Origin of the sequence: Sphingomonas pruni NBRC 15498, assembly GCF_001598455.1 — a bacterium.
In the GTDB taxonomy this organism is placed as follows: Bacteria; Pseudomonadota; Alphaproteobacteria; order Sphingomonadales; family Sphingomonadaceae; genus Sphingomonas; species Sphingomonas pruni.
On the sequence record NZ_BCYZ01000054.1, the window covers coordinates 11,987 to 31,109 of the forward strand.

Annotated in this window: 21 protein-coding genes and 1 tRNA gene; 14 read left to right on the forward strand and 8 right to left on the reverse strand. The window is 65.1% G+C overall.

The features are described 5' to 3' along the window. Positions 1-83: 83 nt before the first annotated feature. A complete protein-coding gene (locus tag SPR01S_RS15220) occupies positions 84-2,264 on the reverse strand; it encodes a PQQ-dependent dehydrogenase, methanol/ethanol family (protein ID WP_084251224.1) in 2,181 nt (726 codons plus the stop codon). 110 nt (positions 2,265-2,374) lie between these two features. Between SPR01S_RS15220 and SPR01S_RS15225 the strand changes: the two genes are divergently transcribed. Next, positions 2,375-3,538, forward strand: a complete 1,164-nt coding sequence (locus SPR01S_RS15225; RefSeq protein ID WP_066590847.1) for a sterol desaturase family protein — start codon at positions 2,375-2,377, stop codon at positions 3,536-3,538. A 5-nt stretch (positions 3,539-3,543) separates the two neighbouring features. Continuing rightward, a complete protein-coding gene (locus SPR01S_RS15230; protein ID WP_066590848.1) occupies positions 3,544-3,891 on the forward strand; it encodes a DUF2200 domain-containing protein in 348 nt (115 codons plus the stop codon). A 15-nt stretch (positions 3,892-3,906) separates the two neighbouring features. Here SPR01S_RS15230 and map read toward each other — a convergent pair whose 3' ends face one another. Continuing rightward, positions 3,907-4,734, reverse strand: a complete 828-nt coding sequence (gene map, locus SPR01S_RS15235) for a type I methionyl aminopeptidase (RefSeq protein WP_066590849.1) — start codon at positions 4,732-4,734, stop codon at positions 3,907-3,909. A gap of 16 nt (positions 4,735-4,750) precedes the next feature. On the opposite strand from map, the gene SPR01S_RS15240 reads away from it, so the two are divergent. From SPR01S_RS15240 to SPR01S_RS15250, 3 genes are all read left to right on the forward strand, one after another. Then, complete coding sequence (locus SPR01S_RS15240; protein WP_066590879.1) at positions 4,751-5,554, forward strand: competence/damage-inducible protein A; 804 nt, start codon at positions 4,751-4,753, stop codon at positions 5,552-5,554. A gap of 68 nt (positions 5,555-5,622) precedes the next feature. Then, positions 5,623-6,090, forward strand: coding sequence for a CYTH domain-containing protein (locus SPR01S_RS15245; protein WP_066590850.1), 468 nt, complete (start codon positions 5,623-5,625; stop codon positions 6,088-6,090). Next, complete coding sequence (locus SPR01S_RS15250) at positions 6,087-6,464, forward strand: hypothetical protein (protein WP_066590852.1); 378 nt, start codon at positions 6,087-6,089, stop codon at positions 6,462-6,464. The genes SPR01S_RS15245 and SPR01S_RS15250 overlap by 4 nt, the downstream gene beginning before the upstream one ends. Before the next feature lie 67 nt (positions 6,465-6,531). On the opposite strand, the gene SPR01S_RS15255 is transcribed toward SPR01S_RS15250, so the two are convergent. The 4 genes from SPR01S_RS15255 to SPR01S_RS15270 form a co-directional block, all read right to left on the reverse strand. After that, positions 6,532-7,125: a uracil-DNA glycosylase family protein gene (locus tag SPR01S_RS15255; RefSeq protein WP_439646742.1), complete on the reverse strand. Its 594-nt coding sequence runs from the start codon at positions 7,123-7,125 to the stop codon at positions 6,532-6,534. A gap of 7 nt (positions 7,126-7,132) precedes the next feature. Beyond that, a complete protein-coding gene (locus tag SPR01S_RS15260; RefSeq protein ID WP_066590855.1) occupies positions 7,133-7,705 on the reverse strand; it encodes a DUF488 domain-containing protein in 573 nt (190 codons plus the stop codon). A gap of 45 nt (positions 7,706-7,750) precedes the next feature. Next, a tRNA-Gly gene (locus tag SPR01S_RS15265) sits at positions 7,751-7,824 on the reverse strand. A 158-nt stretch (positions 7,825-7,982) separates the two neighbouring features. Continuing rightward, positions 7,983-9,764, reverse strand: a complete 1,782-nt coding sequence (locus SPR01S_RS15270) for an ABC-F family ATP-binding cassette domain-containing protein (protein ID WP_066590856.1) — start codon at positions 9,762-9,764, stop codon at positions 7,983-7,985. A gap of 164 nt (positions 9,765-9,928) precedes the next feature. Here SPR01S_RS15270 and SPR01S_RS15275 point away from each other — a divergent pair, with 164 nt between their 5' ends. The 5 genes from SPR01S_RS15275 (at position 9,929) to SPR01S_RS15295 (ending at position 14,473) form a co-directional block, all read left to right on the forward strand. Continuing rightward, a complete protein-coding gene (locus SPR01S_RS15275; protein WP_281178792.1) occupies positions 9,929-11,035 on the forward strand; it encodes a cytochrome-c peroxidase in 1,107 nt (368 codons plus the stop codon). Positions 11,036-11,204: 169 nt separating this feature from the next. Next, the gene (locus tag SPR01S_RS15280; RefSeq protein ID WP_066590857.1) at positions 11,205-11,591 is read left to right on the forward strand and encodes a DUF302 domain-containing protein; all 387 of its coding nucleotides are present in this window, start codon (positions 11,205-11,207) and stop codon (positions 11,589-11,591) included. 204 nt (positions 11,592-11,795) lie between these two features. Next, complete coding sequence (locus SPR01S_RS15285) at positions 11,796-12,092, forward strand: hypothetical protein (RefSeq protein ID WP_066590858.1); 297 nt, start codon at positions 11,796-11,798, stop codon at positions 12,090-12,092. Positions 12,093-12,132: 40 nt separating this feature from the next. Further along, on the forward strand, positions 12,133-12,813 hold the full coding sequence (locus SPR01S_RS15290) for a response regulator transcription factor (protein ID WP_066590860.1): 681 nt from the start codon (positions 12,133-12,135) through the stop codon (positions 12,811-12,813). Between the two features lie 169 nt (positions 12,814-12,982). After that, positions 12,983-14,473: a sensor histidine kinase gene (locus SPR01S_RS15295; RefSeq protein WP_439646743.1), complete on the forward strand. Its 1,491-nt coding sequence runs from the start codon at positions 12,983-12,985 to the stop codon at positions 14,471-14,473. Here SPR01S_RS15295 and SPR01S_RS15300 read toward each other — a convergent pair. Together SPR01S_RS15300 and SPR01S_RS15305 are read right to left on the reverse strand one after the other, a co-directional pair. After that, positions 14,470-14,700 (reverse strand): hypothetical protein, encoded by a 231-nt coding sequence (locus tag SPR01S_RS15300; RefSeq protein WP_066590862.1) that lies wholly within the window; start codon positions 14,698-14,700, stop codon positions 14,470-14,472. The two genes, SPR01S_RS15295 and SPR01S_RS15300, sit on opposite strands and share 4 nt — an antisense overlap. Beyond that, positions 14,697-15,695 (reverse strand): LLM class flavin-dependent oxidoreductase, encoded by a 999-nt coding sequence (locus SPR01S_RS15305; protein WP_066590864.1) that lies wholly within the window; start codon positions 15,693-15,695, stop codon positions 14,697-14,699. The genes SPR01S_RS15300 and SPR01S_RS15305 overlap by 4 nt, the downstream gene beginning before the upstream one ends. Positions 15,696-15,773: 78 nt before the next feature. On the opposite strand from SPR01S_RS15305, the gene SPR01S_RS15310 reads away from it, so the two are divergent. The 4 genes from SPR01S_RS15310 (at position 15,774) to glpX (ending at position 19,087) form a co-directional block, all read left to right on the forward strand. After that, positions 15,774-16,439, forward strand: coding sequence for a pyrimidine 5'-nucleotidase (locus tag SPR01S_RS15310; RefSeq protein WP_066590866.1), 666 nt, complete (start codon positions 15,774-15,776; stop codon positions 16,437-16,439). Continuing rightward, a complete protein-coding gene (gene dapD / locus SPR01S_RS15315) occupies positions 16,436-17,257 on the forward strand; it encodes a 2,3,4,5-tetrahydropyridine-2,6-dicarboxylate N-succinyltransferase (RefSeq protein WP_066590868.1) in 822 nt (273 codons plus the stop codon). The genes SPR01S_RS15310 and dapD overlap by 4 nt, the downstream gene beginning before the upstream one ends. Further along, positions 17,257-18,057, forward strand: a complete 801-nt coding sequence (locus SPR01S_RS15320; RefSeq protein ID WP_084251225.1) for a glutaminyl-peptide cyclotransferase — start codon at positions 17,257-17,259, stop codon at positions 18,055-18,057. Before dapD ends, SPR01S_RS15320 begins: the two co-directional genes overlap by 1 nt. Positions 18,058-18,118: 61 nt before the next feature. After that, positions 18,119-19,087, forward strand: a complete 969-nt coding sequence (glpX, locus tag SPR01S_RS15325) for a class II fructose-bisphosphatase (protein WP_066590870.1) — start codon at positions 18,119-18,121, stop codon at positions 19,085-19,087. Positions 19,088-19,123: the final 36 nt, after the last annotated feature.

Below are 19,123 nucleotides of genomic sequence, written 5' to 3' on the forward strand. Positions count from 1 at the left end.
CGACGAGGCATCGAGCCTCGCCGACACTTACCCACCCCTAACCCCTCCCTAGGAGGGAGGGGAATCCCGTATGTTGCCTCGCTCTAGGGCTTTCCCGCCGGCTTTCCCGCCACCCCCTCCGGCAAATTCTTCTTCGCCCAGTTCGCCTCGTCGATCACATAGAGTCGGATCAATTGCGCCTGTTCCGGGCTCAGCACCTTGGCGAAGCTGACCATGCCGTTCTTCGCCAGGGCGCCATCGATCAGGATCGACTTCCAGGTATCGGCATCGGCCAGCACAGCCGAGCGCTGGAGGTCGGGAAGGACGCCCCCGCCGCCGGCGCTGGCGCCGTGGCAGACCTGGCAATAACGGCCGAACAATTGCTGGCCTTGGGCGATCTGCTCGGGCCGCCCGGTGGAAGGCGGCGGATTGAACGGACCGGCGGGCAATGCGACGCGCGCCGGCAGTTGCGCCGTCCCGCCCAGCTTGAACACCAGCAGGCGCGGCAGGTTGGGCACGTTCTTGGCGGCGCCGATCGCATAGCCGATCGACAGCGGCAGCGCGCCGCCCCGCCCGGTCAGCACCGCGACATATTGCTGACCCTTGACGGCGAAGGTGACCGACCCGGCCATGATCCCCGATTGCGTCGGATAGGCCCAGAGCTGCTTGCCGGTATCGGCGGCATAGGCGCGGAACTCGCCGAGCGCCGTCCCTTGAAACACCAGATTGCCTGCGGTCGTCATGGTGCCGCCGTTCCACGGCGTCGGATAATCGACTCGCCAGCGTTCCTTGTTGGCGACCGGGTCCCAGGCAACCAGCGCGCCAGTCGCACCGGCGGTGATCGCGGCGATCGTCTTGGCGTCGTGCGGATACATCCCCGCCGACATGTTGGTGCCGACGTTGAAGCCGATCGGCTCGCGCGCGCCGGTCGCGGCGTCGGGCGGGATATAGGCTAGCCCGACTTGCTCCTGCGCGGGCACATAGACCAGCCCGGCTTTGGGGTTGAAGCTCATCGGCTGCCAATTGTGCGCGGCGAGCGCCGACGGCACCGCGAGGAACGGCTTTCCGGTCTTGTAGAAGCGCGCCTCGGGATTTTCGTTGGGCCGCCCGGTCTTGAGATCGTAGCTGTCCGCCCAATTGACCGATTTGATGAACTTGCCGGCGTTGATCAGCTTGCCGTTGGTTCGGTCGACGACGAAGAAGAAGCCGTTCTTGGGCGCCTGCATCAGCACTTTGCGCTTCTGGCCGTTCATGGTGAGGTCGGCCAGGATGATCGGCTGGGTCGCGGTGAAGTCCCAGCTTTCGGCCGGCGTCTCCTGATAATGCCAGAGATATTCGCCGGTATCGGGCTTCAGCGCGACGATCGACGACAGGAACAGGTTGTCGCCCTGGCCTTCCGACCGCAAGCCATGGTTCCACGGGCTGCCATTGCCGACGCCGAGATAGAGCTGGTCGAGTTCGGGATCGTAGATGATCGAATCCCACACCGTGCCGCCACCGCCCGATTGCTTCCACTGGCCGTTCGCCGACCAGGTCGCGTTGGCGGCCTTGGACAGCACGGCATCGGACGCTTCGCCGTCGGCAGCGAGAGTCGGGTTCGGCACCGTATAGAAGCGCCAGCGCTTGGCGCCGGTATCGGCGTCATAGGCGGTGACATAGCCGCGCACGCCGAATTCGGCGCCGCCATTGCCGATGATCACCATCCCCTTCACCACGCGCGGCACGCCGGTGATCGTATAGGGCTTGGAATTGTCGGTGGTCTGGACGCTCCAGAGCGGCTTGCCGGTCGGCGCGTCGATCGCGATCAGTCGGCCGTCGAGCGTGCCGAGGTAAAGCTTGCCCTTCCACGCCGCGACGCCGCGATTGACGACGTCGCAGCACGCCTGGACGCCCTTGGTCTTGTCGACGCCGGGATCATAGTCCCACAATTTCTTGCCGGTCAGGGCGTCGTAGGCGAACAGCTTCGACCAGGGCCCGGTGACGTAGATCGTCCCGTCGATCACGACCGGCGTCGATTCCTGGCCGCGCGCATCGGGCATATCGGCATACCAGGCCAGGCCGAGCGATCCGACATTGCCGGCGTTGATCTGGGTGAGCGGACTGTAGCGCTGCTCGTTATAATTGAACCCGGTCATCGACCAGTCGGCACCGTTGCCGCCGCTGGTCAGATACGCCGAATCGATCTTGGCTGCCCCGACCGCACCCGCCGGTGCCGGCGAATTGTCGCTCGACGATCCGCACCCGGCCAGCACGGCCATTCCAATCAACGCGATCCAGCCACGCATATCGTTACCCCTCCACCATACTCTTTCTTCGAAGAGTCGGTACGCTCGATAGCGCGACTAGGGAGCGCGTGATAGAGTGTCCTTAACCGATATCGGAATAGGGGAATCCGATGGCCAATCCACTCGACCATTTGCGCGACGAACTGGAAGCACCCGTCGCGATCCGCAATTTCGGCAGCGGCTGGTATTCGGGCTTATTCGCGCTCGTCCTGGCGATCGCCGGCTTCGGCCTGGTCGTGGCCTTGCGCTGGCCGGGCTGGTTCGCGACGCCGGAGCTACAGGCGGTCGAGCAGACTTTATGGTTCCGCCCGGTCGTCCATGCCGTACTGATCTCGAGCTACGCGCTTGCCTTGCTCAGCCTGATGCTGCGAACGAAGAAGGCGATCGGCTTCACCGCATTGGCGATCGGCATTGCCGCCGCCTTGCTCGGCGGCGCCAACGTCTCCGCGCGCGAGACGCACGATTGGGGCATATTTTTCGGGGTCGACTTCTTCGTCGTCAATCTGATCGCGGCGGGGCTGATGTTCGCGCCGATCGAGCGGTTCTGGCCGCACAATCGCGACCAGCGCCTGTTTCGCAGCGAATGGCGCGAGGATCTGTTCTACTATCTGATCAGCTCGATGCTGGTGCAGATCTTCACCTATCTCGCGCTGGCGCCGTCGAGCATCATCAACGCCAACACCGTGTCGCTCGCCGGCATCCGTGCGGCGATCGGCGGGCAACCCTGGGTCCTGCAGTTCGTCGAGGCGATGCTGCTGACCGACTTCGTCCAATATTGGTTCCATCGCGCCTTTCACCGCGTGCCGTTCCTGTGGGGATTCCACGCGGTCCACCATTCGGCCGAGGCAATGGATTGGCTGGCCGGCGCGCGGATGCATTTCGTCGAGATCATCCTGCTGCGCAGCGTGACCTCGTTGCCGCTGCTGACCTTCGGGTTCGAGCCGTCGGTAATGCAGGCCTATGTCGCGTTGGTTTATATCTATTCGGGGCTGGTCCACGCCAATCTCAAGGGCGATTTCGATCGCTTCGGCCATGTCATGGTGACGCCGCGCTTCCACCATTGGCACCACGGGATCGAGAAGGAAGCGGTGGATGTCAATTTCGCGATCCACTTTCCGCTCTGGGACAAGTTGTTCGGGACGTTTCATCTCCCGGCGGGCCGCTGGCCGCAAGGCTATGGCATCCCGGAGAAGATGCCGAACGGCTATCTGAAGCAACTCGCTTACCCGTTCGTCCGCAGCCAGAAAGCGATCGACGCGGCGAGGGCGGATTAGGGGCGATGGCTCACCGCATTTATGCGACGAGCGTTGCCAGCGTGTATGTCCACTATGTTGCCAAGGCTGAGCGCAAGGGCCGAACCCAGGCCGAGGTCGACGAGATCATCTGCTGGTTGACCGGCTATACTCGGCAGGAATTGGCCGAAGAGCTGGCGAACGGGACGCGCTTCGAGGATTTCTTCGCCCGTGCGCCCGGGCCCAATCCTGCACGATGCGCGATCACCGGCACGATCTGCGGCGTGCGCATCGAGGAGATCGACGAGCCGCTGATGCGCGAGATCCGCTACCTGGACAAATTGATCGACGAACTCGCCAAGGGGCGGCCAATGGAAAAGATCCTGCGGCAGTAACGCCTGCAGCGTGCCTCAATACGGTGGTCGGTCGTATCCCTTGGGGCTGGCGGTGAAGATCTCGCAGCCGGTCTCGGTGATGCCGATCGAATGTTCGAACTGCGCCGACAGCGAGCGATCGCGGGTCACCGCGGTCCAGCCGTCGTCGAGCAATTTCACGTCGGGCTTGCCGATGTTGATCATCGGCTCGATCGTGAAGATCATGCCCGGCTTGAGCTCGGGGCCGGTACCGGGGCGACCGACATGAACGACCTCGGGCGCATCGTGGAACAGCTTGCCGACGCCGTGCCCGCAGAAATCGCGCACCACGCCAAAGCGGTGGCGCTCGGCATGCGTCTGGATGGCGTGCGCGACATCGCCCATCGTGTTGCCCGGCTTGGCCTGCTCGATCCCGAGCATCAGACATTCATAGGTCACGTCGACCAGCCGCTTCGCCTTGATCGGCACGTTGTCGCCGACCAGGAACATGCGGCTGGTGTCGCCGTGCCAGCCGTCGAGCAGCGGGGTGACGTCGATATTGACGATGTCGCCGTCCTTGAGCTGGCGGTCCGACGGGATGCCGTGGCACACGACATGATTGATCGAGATGCAGCTGGAATGCGTATAGCCGCGATAGCCCAAGGTCGCGGGGGCGGCGCCGCCGGCGACCATGAACTCGCGGGCCAGATCGTCGAGCTCTGCCGTGGTCACGCCCGGCACGACATGCGGCACCAGCATGTCGAGCGTCTCAGCGGCGAGGCGCCCGGCGCGGTGCATGCCCTCGAACGCGTCGCGGCCGTAAAGCTTGATCGCGCCGTTGCGCGCGAGGTTCATGTCGCTGGTGACAGTCACATATTCGGTCATGTCCGACGATATAACGATGACGCGCCGATTTTGCGAGGCTATCGCTGATCGCATGACCGGCCAAGCCAATGAGAGGATCTGGACCGCGGCGCTCGTCGTGATCGGCGACGAAATCCTGTCGGGCCGTACCCAGGACAAGAATGTCGCGCAGATCGCGGCCTGGCTCAACGTCCAGGGCATCCGCCTGGCGGAGGTGCGCGTGGTGGGCGACGTCACCGCGGCGATCGTCGAGGCGGTCAACCAACTGCGCGCGCGCAATGACTATCTGTTCACCACCGGCGGGATCGGACCGACGCATGACGACATCACCGTCGACGCGATCGCCGAGGCACTGGGTGTGGGTGTTACTTATCATCCCAAGGCACTCGCCACGCTGGAGCGCTATTACGAGAGCCGCGGCGGGCTGACCGATGCGCGCAAGCGGATGGCGCGCGTGCCCGAAGGCGCGGAGCTGATCGAGAATCGTGTCTCGGGCGCTCCCGGCATCCGCATCGGCAATGTCTTCATCATGGCCGGCGTGCCGCACATCACCGCGGGGATGCTCGACGCGCTGACCGGCACACTTGAGGGCGGTCGTCCGGTGATCAGCCGCACCATCGGCTGCTGGGTGGCCGAAAGCGAGGTGGCCGATATCCTGCGCGACGCGGAAAAGGCGCATGAAGGCGTCGCGATCGGCAGCTATCCGTTCTTTCGCGAAGGGCGGGTGGGCGCGAACTTTGTCGTACGGAGCCCGGATCCGGCCTTGGTCGACGCTACGATCGTCGACCTGACGGCAAAACTGGAGGCGGCGGGCCGAGAGGTCGTCGCGGACGGCATCTGACCGCGGCGCCCGTCCCGAAATACAGCGTTATCGAACGTGAGCGGCGCTTTCTCGTCGATCGGGAGACGATGCCGGAGCTCGATCCCGCGACGGCGCGGCTGATCGAGGATCGCTATGTGCCCGGCACCGCCTTGCGGTTGCGCCGGGTGACCGCGCCCGATGGATCGGTGGTGCACAAGCTGGGCAAGAAATATCCGGGTGGCGGCCTGTCGTCGCGGTCGATGACCAACATCTATCTCGACGCTGCGGAATATTCCGCGCTGGCGGCGCTGCCGGCGGCATTGCTGGTCAAGCGGCGGCACGATGTCGGCGGCGGCTTCGCGATCGACGTGTTCGAGGGCGCGCTGGCCGGACTGATCCTGGCGGAGATATCCGCGGACGACGATGCTGAGCTTGCCGCGATCGTCATGCCGTCCTGGTGCATCGCCGAGGTTACCGAGGACGTCGCTTATGCCGGCGGTACCCTTGCGATAGACGGGTGGCACGCGACGACGGTCCCAGGCGTTGTCACGATAGCAGAAGGAGACGAGCGATGAAGGTCGGTGCGATGATGCTGATGCCCGCAATCCTGCTTGCCGGTTGTAGCGGCGGCGGGACCGGCGGCAATGCCACGGCGCCGGCCGCTCCGGCGACGCCCGATCCGGTCGAGGTCAAGTTCCGCGCGCTCAATCCGGTGCAACAGCGCGTCGCCCTGTTCCGCGCGATCTACGACGCCGATTATACGTGCAAGAAGATCGTTTCGATCGTCGAAAAGCCGCGTAACGAGGGCAAGCCGGTCTGGCTGGTGACGTGCGACGACCAGGGCGAATACACGATCACCTTGGTCCCCGGCGGCACCTTCGCGGTCAGCGGCGTGCCGCAGCCCAAGGGTGGTTTCCGGCGCGCGGGCCCCACCGCCACGCCGCAATAGGATCGTATACGAGAGCGACGGAGCCCCCCAATGTCGCCTTGCACCGGCGCTAGGCGCCGGGGCCGTGTTAAAGGCTGAACGATCGCAGGGCGGCGCGCACCTCGGGGACGAGTTCCGTCTCGAACCAGGGGTTCTTCGCCAGCCATGGCGTATTGCGTGGCGAGGGATGGGGCAGCGGCAAATACCCTTGCGGCAGATAGTCGCGCCATGACCGGATCGTGTCGCCCATCGTCGCCTTGCGCCGCCCGCCGAGATAGCGGCCCTGGGCATAATGGCCGATCAGCAGCGTCAGGCCGACCCGGGGAAGCTCCGCGAGCAACCGGTCGTGCCATAGCGGCGCGCATTCGGGACGCGGCGGATTGTCGCCCGATGGCGCCTTGCCGGGATAGCAGAACCCCATCGGTATGATCGCGACCGTGGCGGGGTCGTAGAATTGCTCGGCGGTGATGCCGAGCCAGTCGCGCAGCCGGACCCCCGACCGGTCGTTCCACGGAATGCCGGTATCGTGCACCTTGCGTCCCGGCGCCTGGCCGATGATGCACAGTCGTGCCGTACGGCCGGCCTGGACGACGGGGCGCGGGCCATAGGGCAGGGCGCCGGCGCAGCGCGCGCACGCGCGGATGCCGCGCAGCAATCGGTCGAGCGCTTCGTCCGTCGTCAATGACGCGTCAGCCATGGGTGCGGGCAGGTTCGGGCGGATAAGTGATGGCCGTGCCATGCACCTCCGCGAACGGCGTCAGTTCATGCGCACGATATTTGGCGTCGGAGAAGATCTCGACCACCGGCACACCGCGCGTCACCAACGCATCCGCGACCAGCGACCGGTGGCAACGCCACGGCACCGCTTCGGCGCACATGATGGCGACGCGCTTTTCGCCGCCCATCGCGATCAGCCGCTCGACGGCATCGCGAAAGGCATCGGTCTGCATGTAGTCGGCGTAGCCCCGAAAGCTCTTGTTGCGCCAACCGGCGTTGGGCGAATCCTTGTGCGCATGGCGTAGCCCACCGAGGTCCGGCATCGGGACATAATCGATGCCCGCTTCGGGCAGGCTCACCGCCAGCGCGGCCGCTTCGAATTGCGGGTTGTGGCGCGATCGCGGCACGGTGCGGATGTCTGCCAGCCGCTTGATGCGATAAGCGCGCAACAGGTCGATGAAGCGGTCGATAGGCAGCGTCGAATGGCCGACCGTGAAGATCGTCCCGATTGGCCATTGCCTGTCTTGTAGCGTGTCTTCTCTCATGCCGGCGAACCCTGAACATGGGGCCGCGATGCAGCGTTGAGAAGGTGGAGCGGGTAACGGGAATCGAACCCGTGCTAGAAGCTTGGGAAGCTACTGTGATACCATTTCACCATACCCGCTCAGGGTAGCCGAGCGCGGATACAGAGAGTCGTCTGGCGGTGCAAGCGGGATCGACGGGCCGGCGACGAGGACGGGAGAGGATCCGCAATCACCTGATCGCGCGGACAAATTATCCCGCAATTTCCGGAAAATCCGGATTTGCGGGATAAAATGGCGATCAGCCCAGCGCCTCGACCTGTTCGGCGAGCTCCAGCCAGCGTTCCTCGGCGGCGTCCTTTTCGGCACGGGCGGTCTCGATCGCCTTGGTCAGCGCGGCGAACTTCGCCGGATCGCTGACATAGAGCGCGGGGTCGGCCAGTGCCGCTTCGTCGCGCGCGATCGCCGCCTCGATCTCCTCGATCCGCTTCGGCAGCAGGTCATAGTCGCGCTGGTCCTTGTAGCTCAGCTTCGCCGCCTTGGGCTTCTCGACGGCCGGCGTCGCGGCAGACTTCGCCGCCGGCTTCTTCGCTTCGGCCCGCGGCTTCCTTTTCGCTTCCCAATCGGCATAGCCGCCCGCGACGACATCGACGCTGCCCGACCCGTCGAGCCCCAAAGTCAGCGTCACCGTGCGGTCGAGGAAGTCGCGGTCGTGGCTGACGATCAGCACCGTGCCGTCATAATCCGCGATCACTTCCTGGAGCAGGTCGAGCGTCTCGAGATCGAGGTCGTTGGTCGGCTCGTCGAGCACCAGCAGGTTCGATCGCCGCGCGAATTCGCGCGCCAGCAACAGCCGCGATCGCTCGCCGCCCGACAAGGTCGCGATCCGCGCCTCGACCATATTGGGATCGAACAGGAAGTCCTTGAGGTAGCCGTGGATATGCTTCTTGGTGCCGAGCACGTCGATCCAGTCGCCGCCGTCGGCCAGCACGTCGCGCACGCGTTTGTCGGGCGCCATCAGCTTGCGCTGCTGGTCGATCACCACGCCGTCGAGCGTCTTGGCCAGCTTCACTTCGCCGCTATCGGGCTGAAGCTCGCCGGTCAGCAGCCGCAACAGGGTCGTCTTGCCCGCGCCGTTGGGACCGACGATCCCGATCCGGTCGCCGCGCGTGATGCGCAGGTTGAGGTCGCGGATGATGATCCGCCCGTCATACCCCTTGGTCGCGTGCTTGGCGTCGATCACCACTTTGGTCTTGACGTCGTCGCTGCCCGTCACCAGCGCGGCGGCGCCCTGCGGCCCCAGCATCGCGGCGCGTTCGGCGCGCATTTCCTTGAGCTTGGCCAGCCGCCCCATGTTGCGGCGGCGGCGGCCGGTGACGCCGCGCTGCAGCCAATGCTCCTCCAGCTTCAGCTTGGCGTCGAGCTTTTCGGCGGCGCGCTGTTCCTCGGCATAGACCTGCTCGGTCCACGCCTCGAACCCGCCATAGCCGATCTCGCTGCGGCGGATCGTCCCGCGGTCGAGCCACAAGGTCTGGCGCGTCAGCCGGGTGAGGAACGTGCGGTCGTGGCTGATCACGACGAACGCGCCGGTGAAGCGCGTCAGCCATTGTTCGAGCCATTCGATCGCCGCGATGTCGAGATGGTTGGTCGGCTCGTCGAGCAGCAGCACGTCGGGATCCTGTGCCAGCGCGCGGACGATCGCCGCCCGGCGCCGTTCGCCGCCCGAAGCGGACGCTGCCTCGCGCGAAAGGTCGATACCCAGCTGATCGGCGATCGCATCCGCCTCGTGCCGCGCGGGCGTGTCGGGCCCGGCCATCACGAAGTCGGCGAGCGTCGCGAACCCGTCGACCTTCGGGTCCTGTTCGAGCAGGATGACTTTCGTCCCCGGCACGATAGTGCGGCGGCCCTCGTCCGACTCGATCGCGCCGGCGATCAGCTTGAGCAAGGTCGTCTTGCCCGCGCCGTTGCGCCCGATCAGCGCCAGCCGATCGCGCTCGCCGATATGCAAGTCGAGGTGGCGGAACAGCCAGCCGGCGCCCTGAACGAGGCCGAGGTCTTCATAGGATAGGATGGGGGCAGCCATGAGGGCGGCTACTTAGGGGGAGCGTGGGGGGCGGGCAATGCGCGATGTGCAGATCGACAGACCTTGTCGCTTGCGCAGCCGGCTGTTGCCTACACTCCGGACAATTACGGATTCCGCACCTCCTTCCTCGGCGACACGGTCGCGGCAGCAGCAGGAGAACGGCCATGCGCTATCCGTTAATGCTCGGTGCCGCGATTGCTTTGACGACGAGTCTTGCCGGCTGCGGGGACCGAACTCCCGAACCTGGCGCTTCGCCCTCGGGTGCCGCCGTGGAGGAGCCGACGATGGGCGCTGCGGCGGACAAGCTGATGGAAGACGCACGCGCCGTCTTCAAGCCGATCCCGCTCAATCCGCCGAAGCTGGAGAATAACGACGCGACGCCGGAAAAGCTCGCCCTTGGCACCATGCTCTATTTCGACCCGAGGCTCTCGGCCAGCCACGCGATCAGTTGCGCCTCCTGTCATGCGATCGGACTTGGCGGGGCAGATAACGAATCCACGTCGATCGGCCACCGTTGGCAGCATGGCGGGCGAAACGCGCCGACGGTGTTCAACGCGGCCTATAACCTGGCGCAGTTCTGGGACGGGCGAGCGAAGGATTTGTATGAGCAAGCTGGCGGCCCGATGGTCAACCCAGTGGAGATGGCGTCGCCACAGGAGCATATCGTCGAGCAGCTCAAGAGCCTCCCGGCGTACAATGCCTATTTTGCCAAAGCCTATCCCGGCCAAGCCGAACCGATCACGCGGGATAACGTGCAGAAGGCGATCGCCGTCTTCGAGGCCACGCTGATCACTCCGAATGCTCCGTTCGACAAATATCTGCGCGGCGACAACAACGCGATCAACGCCCAGCAGAAGGCAGGCCTGCAGCTGTTCATGGATAAAGGCTGCTCGACTTGCCACAACGGCGTCAACATGGGCGGCGGCATGTATTCCAAGTTCGGCGTCCAGTCTTCGCCAGGGGACAAGATTCTACCGCCCGCCGATGTCGGCCGCTTCACTGTCACCAAGGACGAGGCCGATCGCTATTCGTTCAAGGTGCCGACACTGCGAAACGTGGCCCTGACGGCGCCCTACTTCCACAGCGGTCAGGTGTGGGACCTCAACGAAGCGATTACGGTCATGGGAAAGGCGCAACTCGGCACCGACCTCACGCCAGACGAGACCGCCAAGATCGCGGCTTTCCTCGAGACGCTGACCGGCGATACCCCGCGCGTGTTCCTTCCCGCGCTTCCGCCAAGCGATGCCAAGACCACGAGGCCGCAAAACTGACAACGTGGTTACGGCCCCTCGTACGAGCGCTATAACGTGGAATATGCCGCGTAATCGTCTCCGGCGCTTACGCGAGGCGGATGCAGCGTCAGTTGAGATCGTAGGCCGACTAGCTCGACGAACGTTGCCACCTTGGATCAGGTTCAAACAGGGTCGAAAGGGCCGGTCTATGACCTATTATATTGCCACCTCGCTCGATGGGAGTTTCGAAGCAACCATCGCTCGCGTCGAAGCCGCACTCAAGGAAGAAGGCTTTGGGGTACTGACCCGGATCGACGTGCGCGAGACGATGAAGGCGAAGCTGGACAGGGACTTTCGTCCCTATGTCATCCTCGGCGCCTGCAATCCCACGCTCGCCTACGAGGCGTTGCAGCTAGAGGACAAGGTCGGCACGATGCTGCCGTGCAACGTCGTCGTCCAACAGGCCTCCGAGGGTAAGATCGAAGTCGCTGCCGTCGATCCTGTCGCGTCGATGCAGGCGATCGACAATCCGCAGCTGAAGGAAGCCGCCAAGGCGGTGCGCGAGAAACTCTCGCGCGTCATTGCGAGCCTATAGTCTTTTAGAAAAGCGCAGCGACAGCTGCGTCGATCCGCGGGTATCAGAGAGCAACGCAGGATCGGGTGTCTGCAGTCTGAAAAGCGGCGGCTGCATGGCAGCGAAGGTTGGAACCTCCAAACAAAACAGCGCGTCCCAACCTTGTCCCAATCCTGACCGACGCATTCACAGGCTGTTCAACCCCGCCCCACTATGCGACCAGCCATGTCGATGTCCGCGTTGCTTGCCCTGGCCCTCATTCCGACCGCGATTCCCGCGGCTGATGCGCCGTACCTCCAGCGCGATCAGCAGCGCGCTTGGGAAGCGCGGCGCGAGGGGCGCGTGCTGCCGCTCCCCGAAATCGAGCGCCGAGTGGTGCCGTCGATGCGCGGCGCGCAATATCTGGGGCCGGAGCTTGATCCGGACAGCGGCATTTACACGCTGAAGTTCCTGCGCAATGGAACCGTCATCTGGGTGAAGGTCGACGGCCGTTCGGGCCAGATCATCGGCCGCACCGGCTAATTGGAGCCCACTTAAAGGGGCTCGCGCTAAGGGGAACACAATGCGCGTTCTGATCGTCGAGGACGAACCCAATCTCCGCCAGCAACTGCAGAATACGCTCGAAGGGGCGGGTTACGCGGTCGACACGGCGGGCGATGGCGAAGAAGGCCTGTTTCTCGGCGAAACCGAGAATTACGACGCGATCGTGCTCGATCTCGGCTTGCCCGAAATCGACGGGCTGACCGTGCTCGACCGCTGGCGCAAACAGGGCAAGACCACGCCCGTGCTGGTGCTGACCGCGCGCGACAGCTGGTCGGACAAGGTGGCGGGGCTCGATGCCGGCGCCGACGATTATGTCGCCAAGCCGTTCCAGACCGAGGAATTGATCGCCCGGCTGCGCGCGCTGATTCGCCGCGCCTCGGGCAATGCCTCGTCCGAGCTGATTGCGGGCGACGTCCGGCTCGACACGCGATCGGGCAAGGTCACGCTCGCCGGCGATCCGGTGAAGCTGACCGCGCAGGAGTACAAGCTCCTGTCCTACCTGCTCCATCACAAGGGCAAGATCGTCAGCCGCACCGAGCTGATCGAGCATATCTACGACCAGGATTTCGACCGCGATTCGAACACGATCGAGGTGTTCGTGACGCGCATCCGCAAGAAACTGGGGCAGGACGTGATCACCACGATCCGCGGCCTGGGCTATAGCCTGGACGATCCCGACGGCCCGCCGCGGGCGGAATAGCAGTTATCACGTGGCCGAGGGACGCGACGTGATCGCCGTGCCGTCGGCGGACGAGCCTGAGGAAGTCCGGGCTCAACCGGTCGATCCTGCCGGCGACGCGCCGGCCGAGGGGGCTATCCCCCGCTGGCGCGTGATCGTCCGCAAATATCGCCGGTCGGGTGAGATCGGAATGTTGACGGCGATTGGCGCGGGCTCGCTGGCGGCCGCGTTGCTGCTGGGCCCGGAGCAGCTTTGGGTTCAGCGCGGTCTGCTCGCGCTCGCCGTCATCGCCTTGCTACGGCTTGGTTGGGTGTTGTGGCGGCGTACGCCCAGCACGCCCCGCGTGACCGTTACGGGATCGCTTGGCCGGCGCATGATCGTCATCGCCGCGATCTGGATCGGTCTGTTGCTCGCGGGCGGCGGCTATGCGCTCGACCGCGTGCTGACCAGCGCGGTGACGCGCAATTTCGACGATCAGCTCGATTACGTGCTGACCTCATTGTTCACCTCGGCCGAGATCGGTCCCGACGGTGAAGTGATGTTCAATCGCGAGCCCGCCGATCAGCGTTTCCTCGAACCCTATTCGGGCCTCTATTGGCAGGTGACGGCACGCGGCAACGAGCCGTTCCCGTCGCGATCTTTATGGGACCGGCGCCTGGCTTATGGCGACAACCACACCGACCTCGAAGTCCATGTTTATGACAGCAACCAATTTGCGGGCGAGAAGCTTCGCGTGCTGGAGCGCGACGTCAAACTGCCCGGCTCGCCGGTGCGCTGGCGGTTCCAGGTGGCGCAGAGCCGCGATGGGCTCGATGCGCAGATCAACGCGCTCAGGCGGACGCTGGTCAGGAGCTTCCTGCTGCTCGCGCTGGGACTCATCGTCCTAGCGGGTTTGCAGACCTGGTACGGTTTGCGTCCGTTGCGGCGATTGCGCGGAGAGATTGCACGGCTGCGCGGCGGACGCGCCCGGCGGATCGAGGGCGCAATGCCGGCTGAGGTCGCGCCGATGGTCGACGAGCTCAACGCGCTGATCGAGCATAACGACAAACAGGCCGAGGAAGCGCGGCGCCACGCCGGCAATCTGGCGCACGCCCTCAAGACGCCGCTCACCGTAATCATGAACGCCGCCACCGCCAAGGCGGACGATCTCGGCGAGACGGTGGTGCGCGAGGCGCGGACGATGCGGCGTCAGGTCGACCATCATCTCGCCCGCGCCCGCGCGGTCGGCCGGCGCGGATCGGCGCATAGCCGGGCCGAAGTTTGGCCGAGCCTCGATTCGGTCGAGCGCGCGGTGTCGCGCCTCTATCCGCACGTCCGCATCGATGCCGACGGCCCGCATGATCTGCAGGTCCATGTCGAACGCCAGGACCTCGACGAAATGCTCGGCAACCTGATCGAGAATGCGGCCAAATATGGCGGCGGCAGCGTGTTCGTGACGGTCGGCGCGCAGGCCGGGTTCGTCGAGATTCTGGTCGAGGATGATGGCGTCGGCATTCCCGAGGAGGAACGCGTCCGCATCTTCGACCGCGGCGCCCGGCTCGACACCGGCAAGCCCGGCACCGGGCTGGGACTGGCGATCGTGCGCGACGTGGCGGAGATTTACGAGGGCACGGTCAGCCTGGAGGAAAGCGAAGACCTGGGCGGGTTGCTGGTGCGCCTGAGGCTACCGGCGGCGAGTTAATCGTGTTTTTCGCGGACCGAGCCGCGCTCATGATCGCCGATTTCGTTCTGCTTGCGGATCTGCTCGATTGCGGCCCGTTTCGCCGGATCGAAAGAACCCATCAGCAAGTCCCCGATCGCGGCGCTTGCGTCACGCCCGCGTCTCGAGCGGCGTGACGAACGGACCATCGCCGGCATCAGCAGCAGGAACGCGACCAATACTGCGGCGCTGATGATCCATTCGGTCACGCGGCAACCGTTGCTCCACGCATCGCCTCGGCGGCAATCGCCACGCTCTTCGTGCGTGCCTCGACATCGTAGATCGAACTGACGATCATCAGCTCGTCGACCTTGGTCCGTTCGACGAATGCAGCGATGCCGCGCTCGACCGTCGCTGGACTGCCGACCGCCGAGCATTGCAGGACATGGTCGAGGATCGCTGCTTGTGGCGGCGGCAGACTGTCCCGATAACCGGCGACCGGCGGCGGCAATTGGCGCGGGTTGCCGGTGCGCAGCGCGACGAACGCCTGTTGCTGCGAGCTCGCCAGGAACTCCGCTTCCTCGTCGGTATCGGCGGCGAAGACGTTGAACCCGGCCATCGCATAGGGGCGGTCGAGCTGTGCCGACGGGCGGAAGTCGCGGCGATAGATGGCGAGCGCCTGATCGAGCGCGTCGGGCGCGAAATGCGAGGCGAAGGCGTAGGGAAGTCCGAGCATCGCCGCGAGCTGCGCGCCGAACGTGCTAGACCCCAATATCCAAAGTTCGGGCTTCGCGCCGGCGCCGGGCGTAGCGCGGATGCCGGTCTGGCCGTCATCGGCGAAATAGCTTTGCAATTCGAGCACGTCGCGCGGGAAGGCCTGGGGGTCGCTTTCCAGCGTCCGGCGAATCGCGCGTGCCACGCGCTGGTCGCTGCCCGGCGCACGGCCCAGGCCGAGGTCGACGCGGCCGGGAAACAAGGCGTCGAGCGTGCCGAACTGCTCGGCGATGACCAATGGCGCATGATTGGGGAGCATGATGCCGCCCGCACCTATGCGTATCGTGGATGTCGCGGCGCCGACATGCGCAATCACCACCGCGGTCGCCGAGCTGGCGATGCCGTCCATGCCATGGTGTTCGGCTACCCAATAGCGATGATAGCCGTTGGCCTCGGCGTGACGCGCCATGCCGGCGGCATTGGTCAGCGCCTGGCGCACCGAGCCGCCTTCGACGACGGGGACCAGATCGAGCAGCGAATAGGGGATCATCGCGAGGAGATAGTGTGTCGTCGCGATTGCTCAAGGCGCGCCTTGCCGCTGCCGGGCGCGCGCCGTAGAGCGCCCGCCATGCATGCGCGGCTCGATCATGTCCGGAACTGGATCTTCGATCTCGACAATACGCTCTATCCGCATGGAGCGCGGCTGTTCGAGCAAGTCGATCGGAGGATCACCGACTATATCGCGCGCTTTTTCCAGGTCGATCGCGACGAGGCGTACAAGATCCAGAAGGGCTATTTCCACACCCGCGGTACGACCTTGTCCGGGCTGATGGCCGAACATGGCGTCGACCCGTACGAATATCTTGCCGACGTCCATGATATCGAGATGGACGTGCTCGACGAGAATGCGCCGCTCGCCGCCGTGATCGCGCGACTGCCGGGGCGCAAGATCATCTTCACCAATGCCGATGCACTTTATGCCGGCAAGATCCTGTCGAAACTGGGTCTGGGCGAGACCTTCGAGGCGATCCACGACGTGCACGCCGCGCAATATCGCCCCAAGCCCGCGCCGGAGGCCTATCGGCATTTGTGCGACGCCTATGCTCTCGACCCCGAGCAAAGCCTGTTCGCCGACGATATGGCCCGCAATCTGAAGCCCGCCAAGCAGATCGGCATGGCCACCTTGTGGGTCGACAACGGTTCCGAACAGGGCGAGGAGGGCGAGCGCGATTTCGTCGACTTCACCACGCGCGACATCACTCATTGGCTGCACGAAATTTTGGAGGAAGCATGACCGACCTGCCCGCGACGATCGACGCCGCATGGGAAGACCGGGCCAATATCAGCACCGGCTCGACGGGCGCGGTGCGTGAGGCGGTTGAGGCTGCGCTCGAACTGCTCGACAGCGGCCAGGCGCGCGTCGCCGAGCCCGGCGCCGATGGCTGGACGGTCAACCAATGGCTCAAGAAGGCGGTTTTGCTGTCGTTCCGGCTCAACGACAATGTGGTGATCGACGGTGGGGCGGCGGGCGCGCCGGCCTATGACAAGGTGCCGTCCAAATTTGCCGGCTGGGGCGAGAACCGCTTTCGCGACGCCGGCTTCCGGGTCGTTCCAGGCGCCGTCGTGCGGCGCGGCTCGTTCATCGGCCGGAACGCGGTGCTGATGCCCAGCTTCGTCAATATCGGCGCCTATGTCGGCGAAGGGACGATGGTCGATACCTGGGCGACGGTCGGCAGCTGCGCGCAGATCGGCAAGAACGTGCACATCTCCGGCGGCGCCGGGATCGGCGGCGTGCTCGAGCCGCTTCAGGCCGACCCGGTGATTATCGGCGATGGCTGCTTCATCGGGGCACGCTCGGAAGTCGCCGAGGGCGTCCGCGTCGGCGACGGCGCCGTGCTGTCGATGGGCGTCTATCTCGGCAAGTCGACCAAGGTGATCGACCGTGCCACCGGGGAAGTGCTGATGGGCGAAGTGCCGCCTTATGCGGTGGTCGTGCCCGGCTCGATCGGCGGCGGCGACGGCAAGCCCGGTCTGTACTGCGCGGTCATCGTCAAGCGCGTCGACGAACAGACGCGGTCGAAGACCAGCATCAACGAATTGCTGCGCGACTGATGCCGATTACCGGCCTCCTGCTCGGGCTGCTGGGCCTGTTGCCGCAGGTCGGTTCGACGCCGCAATCGGTGCCGGTGCAGTCGGCGCAGATCGTTGCGACCTATCCGCACGACAATCGCGCCTTCACCGAAGGCCTGTTCTGGCAGGACGGCTATCTCTACGAGAGCACCGGCGAGCTCAATCGCTCGGGCATTCGCAAGGTGCGGCTGAGCGACGGCAAGGTGATGGCGCGCGTTGCGGTCGATCCTCCGTTCTACGGTGAGGGGATCGCACCGTGGAACGGCACGATCCTCAGCCTGACCTGGAAGAACCAGATCGGCTTCCGCTGGTCGAAGGATTTCAAAAGGCTCGGCAGCTTCAAATATCAGGGCGAGGGCTGGGCGCTCGCCGCCGATGACAAAGGCGGGCTGATCATGTCCGACGGATCGCCGGTGCTGCGCTTCGTCGATCCCGCGACATTCACCGTCAAGCGCCACCTGACCGTGACCGATGGCGGCCGGCCGGTGAAGATGCTCAACGAGCTCGAATATGTCGATGGCGAGATCCTCGCCAATATCTGGCTGACCGACCTGATCGCGCGGATCGACCCGCGGGACGGTCATGTCATCGGCTGGATCGACGTCAGCGAGCTTCACCGCCAGTCGGGCGCGACCGACGTAAACGACGTTCCCAACGGCATCGCCTGGGACGCCAAGAAGCGGCGGCTGTTCGTCACCGGCAAGGACTGGCCATATCTGTTCGAGATCAAGGCGCCCAAGGATGTAGCGCCTTCTGCGGACGCCCCCGTCTCGACTCCGTAACGCGCCGCGCCTATCCGCGCGCACAAATCAAACGAAATCAGACAAGAGGATTGCCCGAACAATGACGACTGCCAGCGACGTTCTCGACCGCGTGCTCGTGCTCGAAATGGTGCGCGTGACCGAGGCCGCGGCGATTGCCGCCTCCACGCTCGTCGGGCGCGGTGACGAAAAGGCCGCCGATGCCGCCGCCGTCGAGGCGATGCGTGCCGCGCTCAACAGCCTGTATATGGACGGCACCGTGGTGATCGGCGAGGGCGAGCGCGACGAGGCGCCGATGCTCTTCATTGGCGAGAAGGTTGGCTCGGCGCCGGGCAGGGGCCCCAAGATCGACATCGCGCTCGATCCGCTCGAAGGCACCACGATCACCGCCAAGGCCGGGCCCAACGCGCTTGCGGTGTTGGCGATTTCCGAAGAGGGCAATCTGCTCAACGCGCCCGACGTCTATATGGACAAAATCGCGGTCGGCCCGGGCTATCCCGAGGGCGTGATCGACCTCGACAAGTCGCCGACCGAGAATGTCGAGGCGATCGCCGCGGCCAAGGGCGTCAAGCCGAGCGACATCATCGCCTGCGTGCTCGATCGCCCGCGCCATGAGGGGTTGATCGCAGAATTGCGCGGGATTGGTTGCGGCGTGATGCTGATTGGTGACGGCGATGTCGCGGGGGTGATCGCGACGACCAATCCCGACACGACGATCGACGTCTATATGGGGTCGGGCGGCGCGCCGGAGGGAGTGCTGGCCTGCGCCGCGCTGCGCTGTGTCGGCGGCCAGTTCAAGGGTCGATTGCTGTTCCGCAACGAAGACGAGCGCAGCCGCGCGCGCAAATGGGGCATCACCGATCTCGACAAGCAATATGACCTTTCGGAGCTGGTCAAGGGCGATGCGATCTTCGCGGCGACCGGGGTCACAGACGGTTCGCTGCTCGACGGCGTCAAGCGCCGCGGCGACCGCATGACGACCAACTCGGTGGTGATGCGCGCGAGCTCGGGCACGGTCCGCTGGGTCAAGGGCGAGCATCGGATCGGGTGATCGCGGTTTCGCGCCCGCCATGTTCCCCTCCCTGCC

Coding starts and splice junctions, on each gene's coding strand:
- SPR01S_RS15220 (WP_084251224.1), bottom strand. CDS start 2,264: ATGCGTGGCTGGATCGCGTTGATTGGAATGGCCGTGCTGGCCGGGTGC.
- SPR01S_RS15225 (WP_066590847.1), top strand. CDS start 2,375: ATGGCCAATCCACTCGACCATTTGCGCGACGAACTGGAAGCACCCGTC.
- SPR01S_RS15230 (WP_066590848.1), top strand. CDS start 3,544: ATGGCTCACCGCATTTATGCGACGAGCGTTGCCAGCGTGTATGTCCAC.
- map (WP_066590849.1), bottom strand. CDS start 4,734: ATGACCGAATATGTGACTGTCACCAGCGACATGAACCTCGCGCGCAAC.
- SPR01S_RS15240 (WP_066590879.1), top strand. CDS start 4,751: ATGACGCGCCGATTTTGCGAGGCTATCGCTGATCGCATGACCGGCCAA.
- SPR01S_RS15245 (WP_066590850.1), top strand. CDS start 5,623: ATGCCGGAGCTCGATCCCGCGACGGCGCGGCTGATCGAGGATCGCTAT.
- SPR01S_RS15250 (WP_066590852.1), top strand. CDS start 6,087: ATGAAGGTCGGTGCGATGATGCTGATGCCCGCAATCCTGCTTGCCGGT.
- SPR01S_RS15260 (WP_066590855.1), bottom strand. CDS start 7,705: ATGAGAGAAGACACGCTACAAGACAGGCAATGGCCAATCGGGACGATC.
- SPR01S_RS15270 (WP_066590856.1), bottom strand. CDS start 9,764: ATGGCTGCCCCCATCCTATCCTATGAAGACCTCGGCCTCGTTCAGGGC.
- SPR01S_RS15275 (WP_281178792.1), top strand. CDS start 9,929: ATGCGCTATCCGTTAATGCTCGGTGCCGCGATTGCTTTGACGACGAGT.
- SPR01S_RS15280 (WP_066590857.1), top strand. CDS start 11,205: ATGACCTATTATATTGCCACCTCGCTCGATGGGAGTTTCGAAGCAACC.
- SPR01S_RS15285 (WP_066590858.1), top strand. CDS start 11,796: ATGTCGATGTCCGCGTTGCTTGCCCTGGCCCTCATTCCGACCGCGATT.
- SPR01S_RS15290 (WP_066590860.1), top strand. CDS start 12,133: ATGCGCGTTCTGATCGTCGAGGACGAACCCAATCTCCGCCAGCAACTG.
- SPR01S_RS15295 (WP_439646743.1), top strand. CDS start 12,983: ATGTTGACGGCGATTGGCGCGGGCTCGCTGGCGGCCGCGTTGCTGCTG.
- SPR01S_RS15305 (WP_066590864.1), bottom strand. CDS start 15,695: ATGATCCCCTATTCGCTGCTCGATCTGGTCCCCGTCGTCGAAGGCGGC.
- SPR01S_RS15310 (WP_066590866.1), top strand. CDS start 15,774: ATGCATGCGCGGCTCGATCATGTCCGGAACTGGATCTTCGATCTCGAC.
- dapD (WP_066590868.1), top strand. CDS start 16,436: ATGACCGACCTGCCCGCGACGATCGACGCCGCATGGGAAGACCGGGCC.
- SPR01S_RS15320 (WP_084251225.1), top strand. CDS start 17,257: ATGCCGATTACCGGCCTCCTGCTCGGGCTGCTGGGCCTGTTGCCGCAG.
- glpX (WP_066590870.1), top strand. CDS start 18,119: ATGACGACTGCCAGCGACGTTCTCGACCGCGTGCTCGTGCTCGAAATG.